The 21,414-nt window shown below is 62.2% G+C and carries 21 protein-coding genes and 1 tRNA gene; 16 read left to right on the forward strand and 6 right to left on the reverse strand.

Annotated features, from left to right (window positions below):
- Positions 1–161 precede the first annotated feature (161 nt).
- From moaC to ACILSI_RS17650, 4 genes are all read right to left on the reverse strand, one after another.
- Positions 162–623 (reverse strand): cyclic pyranopterin monophosphate synthase MoaC, encoded by a 462-nt coding sequence (gene moaC, locus ACILSI_RS17635; protein WP_395723222.1) that lies wholly within the window; start codon positions 621–623, stop codon positions 162–164.
- Positions 624–1,062: 439 nt separating this feature from the next.
- Positions 1,063–2,061: a GTP 3',8-cyclase MoaA gene (gene moaA, locus ACILSI_RS17640; RefSeq protein ID WP_395723223.1), complete on the reverse strand. Its 999-nt coding sequence runs from the start codon at positions 2,059–2,061 to the stop codon at positions 1,063–1,065.
- A gap of 63 nt (positions 2,062–2,124) precedes the next feature.
- Positions 2,125–3,390: a sensor histidine kinase gene (locus ACILSI_RS17645; protein WP_395723224.1), complete on the reverse strand. Its 1,266-nt coding sequence runs from the start codon at positions 3,388–3,390 to the stop codon at positions 2,125–2,127.
- Complete coding sequence (locus ACILSI_RS17650) at positions 3,387–4,085, reverse strand: response regulator (protein ID WP_395723225.1); 699 nt, start codon at positions 4,083–4,085, stop codon at positions 3,387–3,389. The genes ACILSI_RS17645 and ACILSI_RS17650 overlap by 4 nt, the downstream gene beginning before the upstream one ends.
- 179 nt (positions 4,086–4,264) lie before the next feature.
- On the opposite strand from ACILSI_RS17650, the gene ACILSI_RS17655 reads away from it, so the two are divergent.
- From ACILSI_RS17655 to ACILSI_RS17690, 8 genes are all read left to right on the forward strand, one after another.
- The gene (locus ACILSI_RS17655; protein WP_395723226.1) at positions 4,265–5,386 is read left to right on the forward strand and encodes a glycosyltransferase family 4 protein; all 1,122 of its coding nucleotides are present in this window, start codon (positions 4,265–4,267) and stop codon (positions 5,384–5,386) included.
- A 4-nt stretch (positions 5,387–5,390) separates the two neighbouring features.
- The gene (locus tag ACILSI_RS17660) at positions 5,391–6,260 is read left to right on the forward strand and encodes a UDP-2,3-diacylglucosamine diphosphatase (protein WP_395723227.1); all 870 of its coding nucleotides are present in this window, start codon (positions 5,391–5,393) and stop codon (positions 6,258–6,260) included.
- 30 nt (positions 6,261–6,290) lie between these two features.
- Positions 6,291–6,986 (forward strand): phosphate signaling complex protein PhoU, encoded by a 696-nt coding sequence (gene phoU, locus ACILSI_RS17665; protein WP_395723228.1) that lies wholly within the window; start codon positions 6,291–6,293, stop codon positions 6,984–6,986.
- Positions 6,987–7,091: 105 nt separating this feature from the next.
- Positions 7,092–8,171 (forward strand): peptidylprolyl isomerase, encoded by a 1,080-nt coding sequence (locus ACILSI_RS17670; protein ID WP_395723229.1) that lies wholly within the window; start codon positions 7,092–7,094, stop codon positions 8,169–8,171.
- 9 nt (positions 8,172–8,180) lie between these two features.
- Positions 8,181–9,008 carry an NAD(P)-dependent oxidoreductase gene (locus ACILSI_RS17675; protein WP_395723230.1) on the forward strand — a complete coding sequence of 276 codons (828 nt, stop codon included), beginning with the start codon at positions 8,181–8,183 and terminating at the stop codon, positions 9,006–9,008.
- A gap of 72 nt (positions 9,009–9,080) precedes the next feature.
- Complete coding sequence (locus ACILSI_RS17680) at positions 9,081–9,524, forward strand: universal stress protein (RefSeq protein ID WP_395723231.1); 444 nt, start codon at positions 9,081–9,083, stop codon at positions 9,522–9,524.
- A 52-nt stretch (positions 9,525–9,576) separates the two neighbouring features.
- On the forward strand, positions 9,577–10,491 hold the full coding sequence (locus ACILSI_RS17685; RefSeq protein WP_395723232.1) for a sodium:calcium antiporter: 915 nt from the start codon (positions 9,577–9,579) through the stop codon (positions 10,489–10,491).
- Entirely contained in the window at positions 10,488–11,762 is a 1,275-nt protein-coding gene (locus tag ACILSI_RS17690; protein WP_395723233.1) for a putative Na+/H+ antiporter, read from the forward strand. Before ACILSI_RS17685 ends, ACILSI_RS17690 begins: the two co-directional genes overlap by 4 nt.
- 18 nt (positions 11,763–11,780) lie before the next feature.
- On the opposite strand, the gene ACILSI_RS17695 is transcribed toward ACILSI_RS17690, so the two are convergent.
- Together ACILSI_RS17695 and ACILSI_RS17700 are read right to left on the reverse strand one after the other, a co-directional pair.
- Positions 11,781–15,254, reverse strand: coding sequence for a DUF1553 domain-containing protein (locus tag ACILSI_RS17695; RefSeq protein WP_395723234.1), 3,474 nt, complete (start codon positions 15,252–15,254; stop codon positions 11,781–11,783).
- A gap of 185 nt (positions 15,255–15,439) precedes the next feature.
- On the reverse strand, positions 15,440–16,009 hold the full coding sequence (locus ACILSI_RS17700) for an elongation factor P (protein WP_395723235.1): 570 nt from the start codon (positions 16,007–16,009) through the stop codon (positions 15,440–15,442).
- Positions 16,010–16,117: 108 nt separating this feature from the next.
- Between ACILSI_RS17700 and ACILSI_RS17705 the strand changes: the two genes are divergently transcribed.
- The 8 genes from ACILSI_RS17705 (at position 16,118) to ACILSI_RS17740 (ending at position 21,410) form a co-directional block, all read left to right on the forward strand.
- A complete protein-coding gene (locus ACILSI_RS17705) occupies positions 16,118–16,558 on the forward strand; it encodes a hypothetical protein (protein WP_395723236.1) in 441 nt (146 codons plus the stop codon).
- A gap of 16 nt (positions 16,559–16,574) precedes the next feature.
- Positions 16,575–17,822, forward strand: a complete 1,248-nt coding sequence (locus ACILSI_RS17710; RefSeq protein ID WP_395723237.1) for a NupC/NupG family nucleoside CNT transporter — start codon at positions 16,575–16,577, stop codon at positions 17,820–17,822.
- 17 nt (positions 17,823–17,839) lie between these two features.
- Positions 17,840–18,508: an ABC transporter ATP-binding protein gene (locus ACILSI_RS17715; protein WP_395723238.1), complete on the forward strand. Its 669-nt coding sequence runs from the start codon at positions 17,840–17,842 to the stop codon at positions 18,506–18,508.
- A complete protein-coding gene (locus ACILSI_RS17720) occupies positions 18,505–19,671 on the forward strand; it encodes an FtsX-like permease family protein (protein ID WP_395723239.1) in 1,167 nt (388 codons plus the stop codon). The genes ACILSI_RS17715 and ACILSI_RS17720 overlap by 4 nt, the downstream gene beginning before the upstream one ends.
- Positions 19,672–19,714: 43 nt before the next feature.
- A complete protein-coding gene (locus ACILSI_RS17725; RefSeq protein ID WP_395723240.1) occupies positions 19,715–19,912 on the forward strand; it encodes a hypothetical protein in 198 nt (65 codons plus the stop codon).
- The gene (locus ACILSI_RS17730) at positions 19,909–20,160 is read left to right on the forward strand and encodes a hypothetical protein (RefSeq protein WP_395723241.1); all 252 of its coding nucleotides are present in this window, start codon (positions 19,909–19,911) and stop codon (positions 20,158–20,160) included. Before ACILSI_RS17725 ends, ACILSI_RS17730 begins: the two co-directional genes overlap by 4 nt.
- Positions 20,161–20,166: 6 nt before the next feature.
- A complete protein-coding gene (locus tag ACILSI_RS17735; RefSeq protein WP_395723242.1) occupies positions 20,167–21,231 on the forward strand; it encodes a class I SAM-dependent methyltransferase in 1,065 nt (354 codons plus the stop codon).
- A 93-nt stretch (positions 21,232–21,324) separates the two neighbouring features.
- Positions 21,325–21,410: transfer RNA gene (locus ACILSI_RS17740), tRNA-Tyr, on the forward strand.
- Positions 21,411–21,414: the final 4 nt, after the last annotated feature.

Raw genomic sequence — 21,414 nt, forward strand, 5'->3', positions numbered from 1 at the left:
TCGACCATGCGGAGTAGTGTGCAGCAGGCCGCCACCCCTCCTTCGCTAAAGCTACGGAAGGGAACCCGGCGGCCTGCTGTGCGCTCGCAAAGCCTCGCCACACTCTGCCGCGTGATGGCTCCGGCCGCATGGCCGTCCGGCGCCGCCAGCCCTGATGCATGTCAGCTCCAGAGGCTGACCTCCTTCGTCTTCTTCACCAGCCGAACGCCCTCGATCCGCATCTTCTTGTCCGCAGCCTTGCACATATCGTAAATCGTCAGCGCGGCGATGGAGACGGCGGTCAGCGCCTCCATTTCGACGCCTGTGGGTGCCACAGTGATGGCGGTGGCGGTGATGTGAACGGCTTTGAGGCGCAGTTCGAAGTCGATCTGCACCTTGCTCAGTGGAATCTGGTGGCAGAGCGGGATGAGGTGCTGCGTCTGCTTCGCGGCTTGAATGCCCGCGATGCGCGCGATGCTCAGCACATCTCCCTTGGCGATTTGGTTCTTCCGAATCAGCTCCAGCGTGGCCGGGGCCAGCACGATGCGGCCTTCAGCCACCGCCTCACGTCTCACCGGCGGTTTGGCGGAGACATCGACCATGGCGGCTTCGCCTTTGCGATTGAGGTGAGTTAATTGGGTCATGGGTTCAGAAGTCAGGGGTTGGAAGCAACGCAGTCGAGCAAAGCTAATGGATGTGATGAGTAGGAGAAGGCCAAGGGCCTTCCGTAACATAGCGAAGGGGTGCCGAGCCTTGGCGAGTGCTCCCCTGGCAGCGCAGGCCGCACGACGCGGTTCTTCTGGGCGAACCCCAACGGGGTTCCGTATCTGCGCGTCGTGGGAGATGAACGGGCGTTCAAAGATACGGAACCCCGTTGGGGTTCGGCGCGAAGGAGGTTGTGCGTAATGGCTACCCCAGGGTTCTGCGAACCCTGGGCTATGATACGCAAGCCCCTTGGGCTTAAGCGGCAGCACCCGCAAGTCAGGCGATCCCAAACAGCATGGCTTAAAGTCATAGAGGTTAGAGGCGAGTGGCCTTGTGACATGGAACGCTTAACTCATAACTCATCACACCGATCACTCCTCACCCACCAATCGCGATCATCTTGCGGTTGGGCTGGTAGTTGTCCCGGAAGTCATGCTCCTTGGGCTTGCGGGCGACGACGTTTTGGAAAAACGCGGCCAATTCGGCATCCGTGCAGCCGCCGCGCAACACGGCACGCAGGTCGAACTCCAAATAACTGCCGAGGCAGGGCCGCAGCTTGCCGTCACAGGTCAGGCGCAGCTTGTTGCAGTTCTCACAGAAGTGCAGGTTCGTCATCGCGCCGATGAAACCGACGCGCTGGCCGCTGGCGGGGACGCGATGATAAACGGCGGGGCCGTTGGTCTTGAAATCCGGCTCCGCGATGAGCGGGCCGGTGGTTTGCTCGACGAGCTGCTTCGCGGTGGCGATGGGCAGGAAGTTGTCCTCGCTGAGCACGTCCTGGGTACTGACGGGCATCAGTTCGATGAAACGCAGCAAGGCGTTCTTCCGCCGGGCGAAGTCGATCAGCGCGGGCAGTTCGCGCTCGGTCTGTCCTTTCATGAGGACGCAGTTGAGCCGGATGGAGTCAAAACCGGCGTCGATCGCGGCGTCGATGCCTTCAAGAACGCGGGGCAGCAGATCGCGGCTGGTGGTGCGCTGGTAGGTGGCGCGGTCGAGGGAGTCGAGGGAGACGTTCGCGGTGCGGACCCCGGCTTTGACGAGTTTTTCAGCCAGGGTGGTTCCACCTTCGGTTTTGGCGAGCAGTGTGCCGTTGGTGGAAATGCCAACGCCTTCGATGCCGGGGATTTGTGTCAATTCACCGCAGAACCCGGCGATTCCGGGGCGCGTGAGCGGCTCGCCGCCGGTGACACGGATGCGCTTGATGCCGAGCGTGGCGCCGACCCGCACCACACGCGTCATTTCTTCATAAGTGAGCGTGTCCTCCTTGGCGAACCAGGGCTGCTCCTCCTCGGGCATGCAGTAACGGCAGCGTTCGTTGCACCGGTCGGTGACGGAGACGCGCAGGTAGGAGATGTGATGGCCGAAGGAGTCTTCCACGAGGGGGTTGGAGGCGGTTGCACGCCTTAACCACAGTCTGCGGCCTGTCTCAAGGCGAATGCCTCACTCGCATTCACACGGCACGGGCACGCGCATGGTGAAGGTGGTTTCCACGCCGGGGGTGCTGGTCAGCTCGATCGTGCCGCCATGGGCCTCGACGGCACGTTTGACGATGGAAAGCCCCAGCCCGGTGCCTTTGACCTGGGAGGCGGAGGAATGATGCTTGTTGCCGCGATAGAAGCGTTTGAAGACGAAGGGCAGGTCATGCGCGGGGATGCCGATGCCGTTGTCCATGACTTTGAGGACGCACTGGTCGTTGTCCCAGCGGCCGGAGACGCGGATGACGAGACCTGGGCGGGAGTTTTCCTTGATGGAGTTTTCGAGGAGGTTGGTGAAGATCTGGTCCCAGTAGAAGCGGTCTCCCATGATCCGTCCGCCATTCTCGGGAAAGTCGAACTCGAGCCTCACATCCCTGCCTTCCAGCATGGGGGCCAGATGATCGGCGGCGTCCTGGGCGCTGGCGCGGACGTTGAAGGGCTCGCAGTTGAGCGGTGTGCCGCTGTCCTCCAGGCGTGAGATGGCCAGCATGTCCTCGATGATGCGGGCGATGCGCTTGGTGTGCTTTTCCATCACGTCCAGGCTGCGCTTCATGGCGGCTGGCGTGAGTGGCGCGCCGCCGTCCTGCAGCATTTCAATGTAGCCGCCGATGAGGGTCAGCGGGGTGCGCAGCTCATGCGAGGCGTTGGCCACGAAGTCTTTCCGAATCTGCTCGGTCATGGCGGCCTCGGTCACATCCTGGATCATCAGCCAGGCGCCCTCTCCGCCTTCCGCGCCGAGCGGGGCGGCCTCGACGAGAAAGTGGCGTCCGCTGAGGTTCGTGCCGGCACCAGCCTCCGAGGACAGCATCTGAATGCGCCGCGTCGTGTGCTGCTTCTTCTGCAGCGACTCCTGCACGAGGTCGGTGATCTGGTGGTCGCGCACCTCTTCGATGAGGGAGCGCCCTGGGTGGATTTCAGCGCGGTTGAGGAGCCTGGCGAGCGGCCGGTTGGCGTAGCGGATGCGCAGGTCTGCCTCCACCAGCACCAGTCCTTGGCTGATCTCATCAAGCAGCGACTCAAAGATACGGCGCTGCTCGGACTGCCGCCTGGTTTCCTGGAGAGCGTTCCAGACCTGCACCGCCTGCTCCGGCAGCTCATCCGCGTCCCTGGCCCGCATGCCGATGGACCGGGCCACCGACTCCCAGCGCTTCCGCCAGAATTTCTCACGCTGCATCCAGATGACGACGCAGGCTGCCAGAAGAATGAGAAGAACGAGGCTCAATGACGTCATGCGGCGATGGCCTCCGGCAATTCCGTCTGAAACTGGAAGCCTGTGCCGCGAATGGTGACGATGTGGTTGCCCGCCGGGCCCAACTTCTCGCGCAGGCGCTTGATGTGCGTGTCCAGCGTGCGCGTGGCCACCTCGGTGCTGTAGCCCCAGACCTCGCGCAGCAGGTCGGCGCGGGTGTGTACGGTGGCGTCGTTTTCCATGAGCGTGGTCAGCAGTTTGAACTCCGTCGTGGTCAGGTCAAGCGGCGAACCGTCCAGGAACAGTTTCATGTTCTTGCGGTCCAGCATGAAGCGCCCGCGCTGGATCTCGGAGACATGCGTCACTTTCTTCACCCGGCGCAGGATGGCGCTGATGCGCAGGTACAGCTCGCGCGGGCTGAAGGGTTTGGTGAGGTAATCGTCCGCGCCCAGCTCCAGGCCGGCGATCTTGTCCGTCACTTGCGACTTGGCCGTGAGAATGATGACCGGAATGTGGGTGGTGCGGGTGTCGGCGCGGAGGCGCTTGAAGATTTGCAGGCCGTCCAGGCCGGGCAGCATCAGGTCCAGCACGATGAGGTCCGGCTGATGCTCCACGGCGGAGGGCAGCGCCTGCAGCCCGTTGGCCACGCAGAGGTAGTCGTGCCCTTCGCGCGTGAGGTGCAGCGCGATCAGTTCGGAAATGTCCGATTCATCCTCGACGATCAGTATCTTGCTCATTGTGTGGGGCTTTTCTGCTTCGTGAAGGCTTGCGGGGCAAAAGAATGATGGTGACGAACGTGTCACATGGCAACAGGGTTGCTCGGTCATTGCATTTAGATAGTGTCAATTACGTCACGTTTGCCGGGTTGGCCGGCCGGACATGCTGAACTATCCGCAAACACGTTATTCATATGCCCATGCGGGTTCTCATCGTCACAGACACGTTTCCGCCGGACATCAATGGTGTCGCGCGGACGCTGAACACCCTCGGTGAGGGACTCCAGCGCCGGGGTTGCGAGGTGAATGTCGTCACCACCGTCGAGGCGGCGGAGCCCGGCGGTTTGCGCCGCCACGTCATGCACTCCATGCCGTTGCCCGGTTATCCCGGCCTGCGCATGGGCTTCAGCTCCGCCCGCCAGATGCTGGAAATCTTCGACGAGTTCCGCCCGGACGTGCTTTATGTCGCCACGGAGACACTCATGGGCATCGCCGCCATCCGTGCGGCAGGAAAGCGCGGCATCCCGGTCGTGTCCGGCTTTCACACGAATTTCCAAACCTACCTCGAAGACTACCATCTGCCTGGCATGGAGACCGTGGCGCAGGGCGTCCTTCGCAGCATCCACAACCACACCGCCCGCACTCTCACCCCTTCTGCGGACACCGCCACCATGCTGGAGCGCTGGGGCATTCAAAACGTTGGTGTCATGGGCCGTGGTGTGGACACGGAGCTGTTTGATCCCGCGCACCGCAGCGTGGAACTGCGCCAAACCTGGGGCGCGGATGATTCGACCCCCGTGGCCGTCTATGTCGGACGCATCGCTGTAGAAAAGAATCTGGCCCTGGCCGTGCGGGCCTTTGCCGTGTTTCGTGAGGCGCAGCCAAAGGCACGCATGGTCTTTGTCGGCGACGGCCCGCGACTGGCCGCGCTGCGGGAGGAGCATCCCGAGTTTATTTATGCCGGTGCCCGCACCGGGGCAGATCTGGCCGCGCACTACGCCTCGGCGGACGTGTTTCTCTTCCCCAGCATCACCGAGACCTTTGGTAATGTCGTGCTGGAGGCCATGTCCGCCGGTTTGAGCGTCGTCGCCTTTGATTACGCCGCCCCGCGCCTCCTCATCCGCAGCGGTGAAAATGGCTGGCTCGCCCCGCTGGGTGACGAAAATGCCTACCTCTCCCAGGTGCGGCTGGCCGCCGCCGCATGGAACAATGCTGCGCTGCGCTCCGCCGCCCGCCAGTCCGCGTTTGATCTCGGCTGGGAGCGTGTCATTGCACAGTTCGAGCAGGAACTCGCCGCCGTCATTCCACCCGCCACCCATTGATTTTATGAGCGATACCTTGGAACCTGAATCCAGCGGCAAAACCAAGCTCCGCGTCAAGACCGTCTTCATCTCCGACGTGCATCTCGGCATGCCGGACTGCAAGGCCGCCCAGGCCTCCCACTTCATCCGCAACTGCCTTTGCGACAAGCTCGTGCTCAACGGCGACATCATCGATGCCTGGCACCTCCGCCGCCTCGGTGGTTGGAACAAAGGCCACACCCACTTCCTCCGCACCGTGCTGCGCAAGATGGAGAAGGAGAACACCCAGATCATCTACCTTCGCGGCAATCACGACGACATCCTCGACCGCTTCATCCCCATCCAGTTTGACGGTTTTCAGATCACCGACGAGCACATCCACCAAACCCCGCAGGGAGACTACCTCGTCGTCCATGGCGACGGCTTCGACGCCGTCACCACCAACCACGCCTGGCTCGCCAAACTCGGCGGCCTCGGCTACAACGCCCTTCTTCGCGTCAACCGCACCTACAACTGGTACCGCCGCCTGCGTGGTAAGGAGAGCTTCTCCCTCAGTGCCTGGGTGAAGCACAAGGTGAAGTCCGCCGTCAGCTTCGTCGGTAAATACGAGGAGCAGCTTCAAAATCTCGCCCGCCAGCGCCACTGCAAGGGCATCATCTGCGGGCACATCCACAAGCCCGCCAACAAGCTCGTCGGCGACACGCATTACCTCAATTCTGGCGACTGGGTCGAATCCCTCACCGCCATCGTCGAAAACCTCGACGGCAGCTTCGAGGTCATCAACTACGACACCTTCTGCCAGCGCACCAACCGTGTGCCCAAAGGAGACGCCCCCTCCGCCACCGTAGCCAACGAGGGCGCGTTTCCGCTCGAAACTTCTCCCAATCCGATGTAGAGAAAACGTCACACTCGGCCATTTTACAACATGCAAGATCACATCCTGTCCACCTTCAACCATTCCCTCGACCGCCTTCGCCAGGATGTGCTCGCCATGGCCAGCATGGCCCGCAAAAACCTCGCCAGTGCCATGCGCGGCCTGCTGGAGCGGGACACCGACCTCTGCAACAGCGCCATCGCCGCCGACCAGGACGTCAACGAGCTCGAAAAGGCCGTGGACAAGCACGGCATGCAGATCCTCGTGAAGTTCCAGCCCACCGCGCACGACTTGCGCCAGGTCATGGGCACCATCCGCGTCGCCAACAACCTTGAGCGCATCGCCGATCAGGCCTCCAGCATCGCCAAGCGCGCTCGCTTCATCAACAACCTACCCGAGTTCGCCGAGATCAAGCTCATCCAGCCCGTCTATTCCTTGTGTGACCACAACCTCGACGCCAGCATCCAGGCCTTCCTCAACGCCGACCCGGAAGCCGCCGCCGCCGCCCGCCTGCTCGACAAACAGCTCGACGCCGCCGAAAAGGATCTTGATCGTGAGTTGATCAGCGTCATGGAGTCCCACCACTCCTCGCTCGAAGGCTACATTCACCTCATCTTCGTCGCCCGTTTCCTCGAACGCGTTGGCGACCACGCCAAGAACATCTGCGAGGACACCATCTTCATCGAGCGCGCCGAGGACGTCCGCTTCACCAAGGACAAACGCGCCGAGCTCAGCGCCGCCGTCTGAGCCGCCCTGCCGGCTTCGGCACAAGCTTACTGCCTGATCGGATTCAATCTCCTGGCGCTGCCGGGTGGTTGTCATCCGGCGGGCCTGTCCTAATCTGCGGCTCCCATGCCGTCCTCCTTCCAAGGCTTTCCCTGGCGCTTCGCCGTCTATTTCATCGCCGCCTGCTATCTGCTGGCGGATCTGTATGCCTGCAAGGGGCCGCTGCATGCGCGGTTACTGGCGGGGCGAGGATCGTCACCGGAAGGGCAGGGGGGCGGCTACGCGGCGGAGGTGTATGGCCGCCCGATCACGCGGCTGGAGCTGGAGGAGGCCATGCGGGAGCATCTGTGGAAGCGAAACGAGTCCTGGGCCGCGCTGAATCCCGAGGCGCGCAAGCAGACGCGCTGGACGGTGCTGGAAAATTTGGTGAATGACCGCATTCTGCGCGCCTTCCGCATCATGAACGGCCTGGACACCGTGCCGCCGCTGGAGGCCGCTCGCCGCGAATCCGATTTCATGCGCCGTCAGTTTGCCAACGAGGTCGAATACCCGCAGCGACTCGCGGCGATGCAGCAAACGCCCAAGTCGCTCGATGAGTCGGTCCGTGACGCGCAGCTCGATGAGCAGTGGATCACGGAAAAGATCGCCCATCGCCTGGCCGAGGTGACGGAGAAGGACGTGCGGGCCTGGTATGACGAGTTCAAGGAGACGCTACGCATTCCGCAGGCGCATCATGCGGCGCACCTTTTCCTCACGCGGCACGACAAAACGAAGCCAGACCGCGAGGCGGAAATCCGTGAGCTGCACCGCCAGATCGTCGCCAAAGAAAAAACTTTCGCCGGACTCACTGCTGAGCATTCGGACGACGACCGCACGAAGAAGATCGGCGGTGATCTAGGCTGGTTCACGCGTGAGCGAATGCCCGCTGATTTCATTGCCGCCGTGGAACAGCTCAAGATCGGCCAGCTCAGCGAACCGGTGCCGACGAAGCTTGGCTGGCACTTGATCATCGTGATGGAGCGCCATGAATCACGCCTGCCGACATTTGACGAGGCCAAGGATGAAATCTCCGCCTTGCTGACCAGCCAGCGCCGCGAGGAGGCGGCGAGAAGCCTCATTGGCGAGCTGCGCGCCCGCTCGCAGCGGCCCACGCAGTTTGTGTTTTATCACGCGTCGATCATTGACCGCGCCGAACCTGCGCCCTAAATGCCGCGCATGAAGCAAAACGTTGGCGTTCTTGGTCTCGGTATCATTGGCAGTCGTGTGGCGGAAAACCTGCGCAAGGCAGGGCATGAGGTCTTCGTCTGGAGCCGCAGCGCCCGCCCCGTGCCGAACTTCCTTTCGTCTCCGCGCGAGGTCGCCGAAGCCGTCGGCATCATCCAAATCTTCGTACGGGACAGTGCGGCGCTCATTGAGTCGATTGAAGACATGAAACCTGCGCTCAAAGCCGGTCACCTCGTCATGAACCACGCCACGGTGAGCAAAAGGGCCACATTGGAGGCGGCCAAGCTCGTCGAAGCCACCGGAGCCGCGTTTCTCGACGCGCCCTTCACCGGCAGCAAGATGGCCGCGCAAAATGGCAAGCTCTGCTACTATATCGGCGGCAACGACTTGATGCTTGAACGCGCCAGGCCGGTGCTGGAAGCCAGCGCGGCCAAAATTCTGCCGCTGGGAGGCATTGGTGACGCCATGGTGCTCAAGATCGTCACCAACCTCGTTTCAGCCGTCATCGTCGAAGCCGTGTCCGAAGCCGCCGCGATCACGAAAGCGAATGGCATCGCGCTGGAGCGTCTGCACGAGGCGCTGGAGTCGAACGCCAACTATTCCACGCTCATCGGCATGAAGATGCCCTCCATCATCAAGAGCGACTTCGAGCCGCACTTCAGCCTGCGCAACATGCTCAAGGACGCCGACTTCGCCCGCGAACTGGCCGCCGAGGCGAAACTCAACGCTCCCGCGCTCGACTGCACCGCCGCCGCGATGCGCGCTGGGGTCGATGCCGGCAAGGGTGACCTCGACTTCAGCGTGATCGGTCAGCGGTAGGCCGCATGCCACGACATTTTTTGCGTCGAAGACGCTTGCCGTCGGAGATGAAGGGCACTTGTATGAAACGCCATGAAAACCTCATCCACCCCTGACCTCTGGCGGAAAATCCTGGTCCCGACGGACTTTTCTGAATGTGCGGAGGCCGCCGTTCACGCCGCCGCCGCGCTGCATCAAAAATCCGGCGTTGAAATCCTTCTGCTGCACGTCACCGAGCCGGCGTATCAAGGCCTCCGCGTGCAGACGAACGACCTCCATGCGCAGATGCGCCAGGAGGCGGAGAACCACCTGAAAAAGCTGGCCGCCGAAGTCTTCCCCAATGCCACCAGCGTTCGACTGCTGGTCAAGGACGGCCGCCCGGCGGACGTGATCTGCCAAGCCGCCGCAATGGAAAAAGCAGACGCGATCATCATCCCTACCCATGGGCATTCCGGTCTGAAGCATGCGCTGCTGGGCAGCGTGGCAGAGAAAGTCGTGCGCCATGCGCCTTGCAGCGTGCTGGTGGTGCGGGACTAGAGCCGCGAAACTGCGCGCGCGCCTTTTTATGCTTGTCCCTGTCCTCTATCTCATGGTCGGCGTGCTGCTGGCCTGGTTCGGGGGTGAATGGTTTGTCAAAGGCGGTGTCGGCATCGCCCACTGGGCGCGTTGGCCGAAGGCGGTGGTGGGTGTCACGGTGGCGGCGTTTGGCACGTCATCGCCTGAGCTGATGGTGGCGGTCAACGCCGCGCTCGACGGCGTTCCAGAAATGTCGCTGGGAGATGTGCTCGGCAGTAACGTGGTGAACATCGCGCTGGTGCTGGCGGTCGTGCTGGCGGCCTCCAGCATGAAAGCGGAGGATGATGGCGTGCGCCGTGACTGGCTGGTGGCATTGCTCGTTCCAGTCCTAGTTTACGGCCTGCTGAGCGATGGCTGGTTCTCGCGCCTGGACGCGGCCATCATGATGGCGTGCTTCTTTGCGTGGTTGCTGGTGGTTATCCTGCATGCGCGAGCACATGCGAAAAAGCAAGCGCCTCATGCCCAGCGGGTCACGCCCTACAAGCCGGGTTTTCACCTGCTGGCAGGTTTGTGCCTGCTCATAGGGGGCGCGCATTTCGTGATTGAGGGGGGCAAGGGGGTCGCCACCGCGCTGGGTTGGAGTCCGTTCATTGTCGGCGCGGTGGTGGTGGCTGCGGCGACAAGCACGCCGGAGCTGGCCACCACACTGATTTCACGCTTGCGCGGCCATCATGATGTCGGGCTCGGCAATATCCTGGGCAGCAATATCTTCAATGTCTTCTTCATCGCCGCCATCGCCGCCCTGATCCAGCCATACGCGGTCAAACTGCCGGAAATCCTGCCGAGTCTGGCCTTCGGTGTCCTCACGGTGCTGCTGATCTTGCCAGGCCGCGGCGGCCACCTGGGGCGCTGGCGCGGGGTGCTGCTCATCACCATCTACGGTGCTTACCTGCTGCTCACATTGAATCAGAACCATCCGCATCCATGACCGCCACGCCGATTGAAATTCTTGCCAGCGTGCTGTTTGGACTCGCGGTGTTGCACACCTTCTCAGTGAAGCGTTTCGCGCACTGGGCGCATCAGCACCCCAAAGGCTCGATTCAGGAGAACCTGCTGCATTTCCTGGCGGAAACGGAGGTTGTGTTCGGCCTGTGGGCGGCGGCGTTGTTCGTGGGCATCGCGGCGCTCAAAGGCTCCGTGCATGAGGCGGTCGTGCACATCGAGAGCCTGAACTATACCGAGCCGAAGTTCGTGCTCGTCGTCATGGTGGTGGCTGCCACGCGGCCGGTGGTGAAACTGGCGGAGAGTTTCATCTCGTTCATCGCACGTTTGCTGCCGATGACGGAGAGCCTGGCGTTTTACGGAGCGGCCTTGTCCATCGGCAGCCTGCTGGGGTCGTTCATCACCGAGCCGGCGGCCATGACGCTGCTCGCGCTGGTGCTGAAGCGTCGTTATTTTGATCGGGGCATCACTCTGAAGCTGGCCTACGCCACGCTGGGTCTGCTGTTTGTGAATGTGTCCATCGGCGGCACGCTCACGCACTTCGCGGCACCGCCCGTGCTCATGGTGGCCACGAAGTGGGAGTGGGACACGCTGTTCATGCTCACGCACTTCGGCTGGCGGGCGGCGGCGAGTTGCTTCGTGTCCACGGCGCTGGTGATGTGGGCGTTTCGGAAGGAGCTGCAAGGCATCCAACCCACGCCGAATCCCAGCGCGGCCATTCCGGTATGGCTCACACTCGCGCATCTCGGCTTCCTGGCTGCCGTCGTTGGCTTCGCGCATCACCCGGATGTGTTTTTCGGGGTGTTCATGATGTTCCTCGGTCTGGTGACCGCCACGCGGGAGTATCAGGACAACTTGAAGCTGCGTGAGGGCTTGCTCGTCGGTTTTTTCCTCGCGGGACTCGTCACACTCGGCTCGTTGCAGTCTTGGTGGCTGAAACCGCTCATTGAAGGCATGAATGGGGCCACCTTGTTCTTTGGCACTACCGGTTTGACCGCGCTGACGGACAACGCGGCACTGACCTACCTCGGTTCGCTGGTCGAAGCCATCACGCCTGAATTGCAATACGCTCTGGTGGCCGGTGCGGTGACGGGTGGGGGCCTCACAGTGATCGCCAACGCACCGAATCCCGCCGGTGTCGGCATCTTGCAAAACGCCAAGGCCTTTGGCAGCGAGGGCATCAGCCCCATGGGCTTGTTCCTCGGAGCGCTGCCGCCGACCGCGGTGGCGATCGTGTTCTTCTGGCTCCTGCACTGATCATGCCGCGAGACTGGCTCAATGGTTGAACACGAACTCCGCCGAGTTCAGCAGGCTCCAGAGCACGTCTTCAATCGCCGCCTGTCGGTTCGCGACTCCCACGTCGAGCGCCTTGCCCGCGATGGCCGCCTCCTCCGCGTCTGGCAGTCGTGCAAAGCAGGCCAGATACAGCTCCTCAGCGATCTGCTGCGGAGTAAGTGTGCTTTTGGCAAGGCGAGTGACACGGCCCTTGGTGCTGGTGAGCATTTCCTGAAGCTTGGTGGAGTTCATCAGATGAAGCGCCTGCACGACGCTCGGTTTCGCATCGCGCTCGCAGGGGCACTCGGAGCTAGCATTCGGGCGGCCGAAGGCGTCCATGAACTGACTTTCGAGCTTGTGATTCCACGTCTGTTTCGCCAGCGCATCGGGGGGCAGGCCGGAGAAGCTTTCCTTGACCTCGGTGACGGCACAGACGGCGTCGAGCAGCGTCTCGGCGGGCAGGCGGCGGCGGTAGCTGCGGCTGTAGTTCTTCAAATCGGCCACGTTCGTCTCATTCGGCAGGCTGCTGAGGCGATAAGTCTGCGACAGCATGATGGTGCGCATGAGGTGCTTCAAATTGTAGCCGTGCTTCACAAAATCCTGCGCCAGCCATTCGAGCAGCGGGCCGTTGGATGGCGGGTTCGAGGCACGGAAGTCATCCACGGGATCGACGATGCCGCGACCCATGAAGCTGGACCAGGTGCGGTTCACCACGGCCTGCGCGAAGTAGGGGTTCTTCGGGTTTGTCATCCAATCGGACAGCACGGCGCGCGGGTCCTGCGTTTCGGCGATGGGGATTTCCTTGTCGGCAGGCGGGCGTGGTTTCAGCGAGGCTTTCGTCACCGGATGCTCAATGCTGGCGTTGCCGGGAGCGAACCACATCTGCTCCGGCTCGCCGCTGATCGGCGCGGAGATGCCCTGTCCCTTGCGTTTCATCTGTGTGAAGAACGCGGCCATCTGGTAGTAGTCGGTCTGGTCCCATTTCTCGGTCGGGTGATGGTGGCACTTCGCGCACTCCAGGCGCACGCCGAGGAAGATCTGACCAATGAAGGTGGCGGCGTCGATGGGTTCGCGTTTGTCGCGCCAGATGGCGACGGGACCGTTCTTGTGCGTGTTGCCCTCGGCGGTGAGGAGTTCGCGTGTGAAGCGGTCCCAGGGCTTGTTCTCGCGGAAGCTTTGCCGAATCCACTGATCGAGCAGATAGACCGGCTTCACACCGACACGCGACGGGTTCGGTCGAATGAGATCGCCCCACTTGATGGCCCAGTGATCGGCCCATTCGGGACGTTCGAGCAGTTGAGCGACCCACTGCTCATACTTCGACGGATTTTTGTCCGCGAGGAAGGCGCGGGCTTCTTCAACGGTGGGCAGCATGCCGATGGCATCCAGCGTGCTGCGGCGCAGGAACTCCGAGTCGCTGCATGTCTCGCTGGGCAGATGGCCGAGCTTTTGCAGGCGGGCATAGACGAGCTTGTCGATCTCGTTGCGCACGGTGAGCTTCGCGTAGCTCTCTGCTGGGAACAGTTTCTCTGCAGGCACCGCCACGCGGGAGATCGACACTTGGCCCATGTAACGCGCCACGATGACGGTCTCGCCGCTTTCCGTGCTCGTCTTGAGCTTTCCAGTCTCATCCACAGCAGCGATGGCTTTTTCCGACGAGATGTAATCCGTCAGCGCGGTGACATCGCGTGTGGAGCCGTCACTGTACTTCGCCATCACCTTCAAGACCTGCTCCTCGTTCTTGCGATAGGTCTTCTCACCCGGCGTAACCTCAATGCCCGCCAGCGCAGGCTGGTTCGGCGTTTCATACGGCATGCCCTGGCGAATCCACTCCGCGACGGTCTTCGCCGACTCCGAATCTGGCTCAAATCGCTGTCCGCCCTCGTGCTGCACGCGCACCGTGGCCTTTTGCAGAATGAGGCTGTCCTCCGGCAATGCGGGGAAGACACGGCGGCCCCGCGAGTCGTTCACGAACTCCATGTAATCGGTCTTTGGGTCAAAGGCGAAGATCGACAGGCGGAATCCGGCCTGCCCGCTCGCTTTCGCATGACAGGAGCCGAGGTTGCAACCGGCCTTGGTGAGGATGGGCAGGATGTCCTTGGTGTAGGAGAGCGTGGGGGCCTTGGCGGCTGGAGGTGCGGTGTTGGCTGCGAGCTTCGATACCGCCGCTTTCTCATCGAGCTTGATGACTTCACCGCTGTGCATGGCGGTGAAGATGTTTTTGCCGTCGGCGGTCATCACGGCGGTGTTGGGCACACCCTCGAGGCTGGTCAGCTTCTTCTGCGTGCCAGAGGTGAAAGCGAGACGCACGCCATCGTGCGTCTTTAATTCAGTCACGCCATGCACGCCGCCGCTTTCGGTGAGGTAGGTGAGGCTGGTGGCATCGGGCGACCACATGAGCGCGTTCACTCCCGCTGATTTGTCGCCCAGCAGCATCAGCATCTCCTTGCTGGCGATGTCCCAGACCTTGAGGTCTTTGTCTGCGCTGCCTGTGGCGAGCCACTTGCCGTCGTTATTGAAACCGAGCGCGGTGATGTGGCCGACATGGCCCTCAATCTTGGCGATTTCCTTGAAGGTGGCAGCGTCCCACACCTTGGCGAGGTTGTCCGCGCCGCCCGTGGCAATCTGCTTGCCATCGCGGCTGATGACGAGGCTCAAAATGTTGTCCGCATGAGCGTCGATGCTCTGCGCGGGCTTCGCCTCGCCGAGTTTCCAGCGATGCAGCACGCCCTTCACGCTCGTCGCGCCATCTGCGAGCGCCAGCGTGGCATTATCAGGCAGGAAAAGCAGCCCGGTGACACGGCCTTCGAGCGGCGCGGTCAGCGTGTGCGTGACTTTCCAATCTACCGGGTTCCAAACGAACACGCTGCGGTAGCCGCCTGCGGCCAGTCGCGTGGCATCGCTGCTCCAGGCGAGCGACTGGATCACATCCTTGTGCCCTTCGAGCGTGGCAATGATGGGCGTGTCCTTGGCGGTCAAATCATGCACCACGACGCGGTTGCCGATCCCGGTGGCCAGCCACTTGCCATCCTTGCTCAAAGCGATCGCTGCCGAAGGCGCATGACCAGCGGGCAACGCGACCAGCTTGTCCGCCGGTGTCAGTTCACCGAACTTCTTCAGCGCCGCGTCATCCCAGGCCGCTCCCGCGTTCACCCAGGCCTTCAGCAGGTTGATCTGCTTCTCCGGCATCTGTTTCTTCGGCGGCATGTGCGCGTCGCCCGAGTCACTGAGTGAGGTGATCAGCGCGCTGTGCGCCGCATCGCCCGCTTTCAGCGCCGCGCCGTTCTCGCCGCCTTTGAGCGCCAAATCACGCGTTTCGAGCGACAGTCCGCCTTTCTGCTTTTGTGCGTTGTGGCAACTCATGCACTGCGTCTTCAACAGACCCATCGCCTGGGCTGGACGCACCTTCAGTTCCTCCGCAGCGAGCGAGGAGGTGAGCAAAACGAAGAGGAGGGCATTTTGGCGGGCAATCATGAGCGTCTCAAACTACGGACGCATCCGCACGCCTCTTGCCTTGGAGACTTTGGATGGCTTGAAAGGAGAGGGATCATCATGATCCCTCATGCCGGGGCCAGGATGGCCCCGCTCCTTCTTCCCAACAAAAACGCCTGACCGCTTTCACGATCAGGCGTTGTTTTGAATCAATCTGTCAGCGGAACTCAGTTCGCGCGGCCGAGGTAGGTGCCGTCTTCGGTCTTGATGCTGACCTTGTCTCCGTTGTTGATGAACAGCGGCACCTGCACGCGCATGCCGGACTCCGTGATGGCCTCTTTGTAAACATTGTTCGCCGAGTCGCCCTTCACCCCGGCTGGGCTGTCGGTAATGGTCATGATGATGTTGGCGGGCAGTTCGATGCCGGCGACGACGTCATCCGCGAAGACGACGAGGTACTTCTGGCCTTCGATGAGGTAGCCGCGGGTCTTGGCGTCGAGTTTGTCCTCGCCGATGAGCACGTCCTCAAACGTCTCGGGGTGGATGAAGTGGTAGCCGTCGCCATCCTTGTAGCTGAACTCGTGGTTGTCGCGCACGAGGTTCACGGACTCGAGCGACTCGTTGGAGGTCATGCGGAGGTTGTAAACCTTGCCGATGGTGATGCTGCGGACGGACATCTGGACGAACGAGGCCATGCGCGGCGGCGTCTTGAGTTCGGTCTCGGTGACGACACAGACGTCGTTGTTGTGACGGACGGCGTGTCCTTTGCGGAGGTTGATAACGGGGGTGGCTGCCATAAGAGCCCGAGTTCATGGCGAGTTTAGGACGCTTTGCAAGCACGGGTTCGGGGGTGCGGTCTGAGCAGCCCGGTTGATTTGCGGGCGAGGTGGTTGATGATCCGCGCCATGACGCTCAATTCCCTGATTCAGTCTGGCGTGGCCATGCGCTGCTTCATTGTTTCACTGCTCCTCGTGGGATGTGGTCCACGGGGGATTCTGCCCGGAGGAGGCTATAGCTATCCTGGCAGTCTGGCTGCCTTTGCACCCCGCATGGGCAGCGCGGCCAATTACACCTACCATCCGCGTTACGAGGCCTATTATCATCATCCCACGAAGGAGTTCCTCTACCCCAATGGGGAGAAGTGGGAAACGCGGCCGACAGTGCCCGGTGCCTCGGTGGATGCTGTTCGCTCCACCACCGGCGTGCCGTTTCATTTCCCTGATCATCCGTCGAAGCATCACTGGCAGGTCAGGCTGGCTTTCCCGCCGGGCTGGTCTTCATCCTCCATGGGCAGTCAACCAATCAACGACTGGGGGAATCCCGGCTTGAACACGAGACTCCATTAAACCTTCCCTTTTGCCCATGGAGCGTCTCGTCTGTCTTCTCGGTCTTGTGGTGTTCGTGGCGCTGGCCTGGGCGCTGTCGGAGAAGCGTCGGCTCTTTCCGTGGCGCATCGTGTTCACGGGGCTGGGCTTGCAGCTCGTGCTGGCGCTGCTGATTCTGCGCACGGGGTTTGGCGGGGCTTTCTTTGTGTTTCTGGACAAGGCGTTCCGGCGGCTGCTGGGTTTTGCGGACGAGGGCATGGCGTTTGTGTTCGGGGCGGTGGCGCAGCCGGGGCTGATGGAGCCGGTCTTCGGTCCTGGGAACAAGGCGGTGGTGGCCCTGATCATCACCGGCAGCATCATTTTGGTCTCCGCGCTGTCCTCGCTGCTCTACCACTACGGCGTGCTCCAGCTCATCGTCAAAGCAGCGGCTTGGGTGATGCGGCGCGTCATGCGCACCAGCGGCAGCGAGACGCTGGCCGCTGCCGCGAACATCTTTATGGGGCAGACGGAAGCGCCGCTGGTGGTGAAGCCTTACCTCGCCCGCATGACCCGCAGCGAGTTGATGGCGCTGATGGTGCCGGGCATGGCGACGATCGCCGGCGGGGTGCTGGCGGCCTACGTTTCTTTCGGCATCTCCGCCGGGCACCTGCTCACCGCCTCGGTCATCAGCGCCCCGGCGGCTCTGATGATGGCAAAAATCCTACTGCCCGAGACCGAGGTGAGCGAGACGGCGCACGGCGCGCACCAGCCCATCGAACGCGAGACCGCCAACGGCATCGACGCGCTCTGCCATGGAGCGAGCGATGGCATGAAGCTGGCCATCAACGTCATCGCCATGCTCGTGGCCTTTGTCGCCGTAGTGGCGCTGGCGAATTACCTGCTCTCGCTCGGCCTGCGTGCCTTCGGTCAAAGCGTGCCGCAGCCCTTGCAGCTTGTGCTTGGCTGGCTGAACGCGCCCTGCGCTTGGCTGATGGGCGTGCCGTGGGCGGAGTGCGGCAAGGTGGGCGCACTGCTGGGCGAGCGCGTGGTGCTCAATGAGTTCATCGCCTACTTGCACCTCAGCTTTGACGTCAAGGCCGGAGCGATCTCGCCACGCGGCGCGGAGATCGCCACCTATGCGCTGTGCGGCTTCGCGAACTTTGGCAGCATCGCCATCCAGATCGGCGGTATCGGGGCGTTGGTGCCGCAACGCCGGGCGGAACTGGCCCAGCTCGGCTTCAAGGCCATGTTCGGCGGCCTGCTGGCCTGTTATTGCACGGCTTGTGTTGCCGGACTGCTGCTCTGATGCAAAGGATCGCCTGCATGTCCGACCCCAGCGGCCTCCACGTCACCGACCTTCGTTTCGCCTATCCCGGCGACTCGTTTCGTCTGCATGTGCCGGGTTTGGAACTCGCCGCCGGTCAAGCGCTCGCGCTCGCCGGGCCGAGCGGGGCAGGGAAGTCCACGCTGGTGCGCCTGCTCACGGGTTTGCTGGCCCCGGCTTCAGGCCAAGTCCGGTTGGGTTCTTCTCAAATCGACGCGCTGAACCGCGAGCAGTGCCGTGCCTTCCGTCTTCAGCACATCGGCCTCGTGTTTCAGGACTTCGCGCTGCTGGATTACCTCAGCGTCACCGAGAACATCCTGCTGCCGCACCAATTCAAAGGGAGCGCGGGTGCCCTCACCCGCAAAAAGGCGCAGGAACTCGCCGAGCGTCTGCAAATCGACCGCTACATCGACAAACGCGTCTCCCAACTCTCACAAGGCGAACGACAGCGTGTGGCCGTGGCGCGTGCACTGGTGCATGAGCCGCGTTTCATCTTTGCCGACGAGCCTACGGCTTCGCTTGATCCTTCGCGGGGGCGCATCGTCGTCGATCTGCTGTTGGAAGACGCGCGGCAGCGCGGCGCGTGCCTGGTGATGGTCACGCATGACCCCAATCTGCTGCCGCTCTTTGATCAAACCGTGCGCATGGAGGATTTGCTCAACGCATGAGCGCCGCGTTTCAACTCGCGGCGCGTTATGTGCTGCGGCATCGCCTTCAGAGCACGCTGCTGGCCGGGGCGCTCGGCCTGGTCTTCGCGCTGCCGTTTTGCCTGCGCGTGCTGATCGACCACGCGCAGCGCGAATTGCGCGCCCGTGCCGCCGCCACGCCGCAGATCATCGGCGCTCGTGGCAGCGCGCTGGACCTGATGATGACCGCTCTCTACTTCAAACGCGAGAACCTCACGCCGCTGCCCTTTGGCACGCTGGCCGAGCTGCGGCAGAATCCCAGCGCCGCCGCGATTCCCCTGCATGTGCGGTTTCAGGCGCAGCAGGCACCGATAGTCGGCACCGAGCTCGATTACTTTACCTTTCGTGGCCTGCGCCTCGCCGCTGGCAAACAAATCACCCGTCTCGGCGATTGCGTGGTGGGCGCGAACCTCGCCAAGCAGCGTGGCTTGCAGCCCGGCGGCCATGTCTTCTCCACGCCGGAGCTGGCCTTCGACATGGCGGGTGTCTATCCGCTGAAGATGCGCGTGAACGGCGTACTCGCACCGAACGGCACGCCCGATGACGACGCGGTCTTCGTTGATTTGAAGACCTCTTGGCTCATTGAGGGCCGTTCTCATGGTCATGACGATCTCAAGAAGGACGAATCGGTCGTTTTGAAGCAGGAGGAGCACAACATCGTGGGCAATGCCGCCGTGCGCATGTTCAACGAGGTCACGGATGTGAACATCGCTTCTTTCCACTTCCACGGCGACATCGCCGACTATCCCGTCAGCGCCGTGATCTTGCTGCCAAAAGATGCGAAGACCGAAGCGCTGCTCGCCGGGCAGTTCGCCCGCTCCAAGGACAAGCAGCTCATCCGCCCGCGCGATGAGATGGAGTCCCTGCTCGCCCAGCTCGTGCGTCTCGAAGGTTTTGCCGCCAGCGCCTTGCTCCTCACCGCCACGGCGGCCCTGCTTGTCACCGCGCTGGTCTTTGCGCTGTCCTTCCGCCTACGGGAGCGCGAATTTCAAACGCTGGAGGATGTGGGCGTGTCCCGCCGCTCACTGCTCACCGTCAAGGTGCTCGAAATCGTCTTCGTCGGCCTTGCCGCCGTTGTGCTCGGCCTGTTGCTGCTGATGCTCGCCTCCTCTGCCGCGCCGCATCTGCTGCGCTGGGCCTTGTGAGCCGAAGGTTGCAAGCCTGTGGCTCCTGTGAGATGATTTTCCCATGCTTTTGAAACAGATCGAAGAACAAATCGCCCAGTTAAGTCCGGAGGAACTCAAGCAGTTCTCGGCTTGGTTTGATGAATACACGTCCGACGAATGGGACCGGCAGATCGAGCGTGACGAGGCGGCAGGGAAGTTTGACAAGATCATCAAGCAACTGGACGCGAATTTCGAGGGCGGGCTTTGCACGCCGCTATGAAGCACTTTGCGGACCCGCAGTTCTGGCAGTGCCTGAATCAATTGCCTGAGGACATCCAGGAGCTGGCGAGGAAAAACTTTGACCTGCTGAAGGGCAATGAACGCCATCCTTCTGTTAGGCTGAAGAAAGTGGGAAGATTCTGGTCGGCTCGTGTTGGGAAAGATTACCGTGCCTTGGCGTATGAACGCGTTGAAGGATTGCAGTGGTTCTGGATCGGGCCGCACCACGAATACGACAAATATCTCTAAACTACCGTGTCCGACACTCTCGACGCCCTCATTTACGCCCTCGACGTCAATCCTGACATCAGCACCGAAGGCCGTGTGCTGTTCCTTCGTGCGCAGGAGCATCCGGCCCTGGAGCACTTCGCCGGCCGACTGGTATGCCAGCAGACCTGGAAACCGCGTGCCAGCGAGCTTGAGGCCGCCGGTCATCGGGTGGAACGTGAGGCACACGGCCTGTTTGACCTCGTTCTGGTGCTGCCGGACCCGCAACGTGATCTCATGGTGGCCGATCTGGCGCGTGCGCATGATCATCTGGCCCCCGGCGGCCTGCTGATGGCCTCACAGCACAACGACGCGGGCAGCAAACGCTGCGAGCAGTATCTCCGCGATGTCGCAGGCAAGGTCGAGTCGCTCTCCAAACATCACAGCCGCGTTTTTTGGGCCACCAAGGACGAGAACCGGCCCTGGAACGCCGACTTGCTCGAACGCTGGCGTCAGGGAGCCGCCATGCGCCGCATTTTGGACGGGCGCTTCTGGTCGCGGCCCGGCTTGTTCAACTGGGACCGCATTGATGAAGGCTCCGCCCTGCTCGCCAAGCATCTCCCAGAGACAATCGCGGGCAATGTGGCCGACCTCGGCTGTGGCTGGGGCTTTTTAGGCGATCACCTGCTGCGCAACTGCCACGACATCGTCTCGCTCGACATCTACGACGCGGACGCCGACTGCTTCGAGTGTGCGCGGCGCAATCTCGGCCTCGTGCCCACCCGCGTGAAGGCGCGTCCGCATTGGCACGACGTGACCGCCGGGATCAAAACCGCGCAGTTTGACGCCATTGTCATGAACCCGCCGTTTCACGAGGGAAAACACGCCGACCTGCTCATCGGCATGAAGTTCATCGCCAACGCCGCCCAGGCGCTGCGCAAAGACGGGCATCTCTGGATGGTCGCGAACCGCCAGCTCCCTTACGAGAGCCTGCTGGGCGACACTTTTGCGGTGGTGGAGAAGGTGGTCGAGACCGGAGCCTTCAAGGTTCTGCACGCCTCGCAACCCACGGTGAAACCCGCCTTTGAGCACCGCCGCAAGAAGCGCCGCTGACCTCATCGAAATGATTCTTCTTTGAAGAGAACAAAGCGTTTGCAAAGCCGGGGCCAGTCTCCATAATCGCGGCCCTTCCGAAAGGATGGAAATGGGTAGGTGCCCGAGCGGTTAAAGGGGGCAGACTGTAAATCTGCTGGCTTACGCCTACGCTGGTTCGAACCCAGCCCTACCCACCATTTT

It is taken from the genome of Prosthecobacter sp. (assembly GCF_044232965.1).
GTDB lineage: Bacteria > Verrucomicrobiota > Verrucomicrobiia > Verrucomicrobiales > Verrucomicrobiaceae > Prosthecobacter.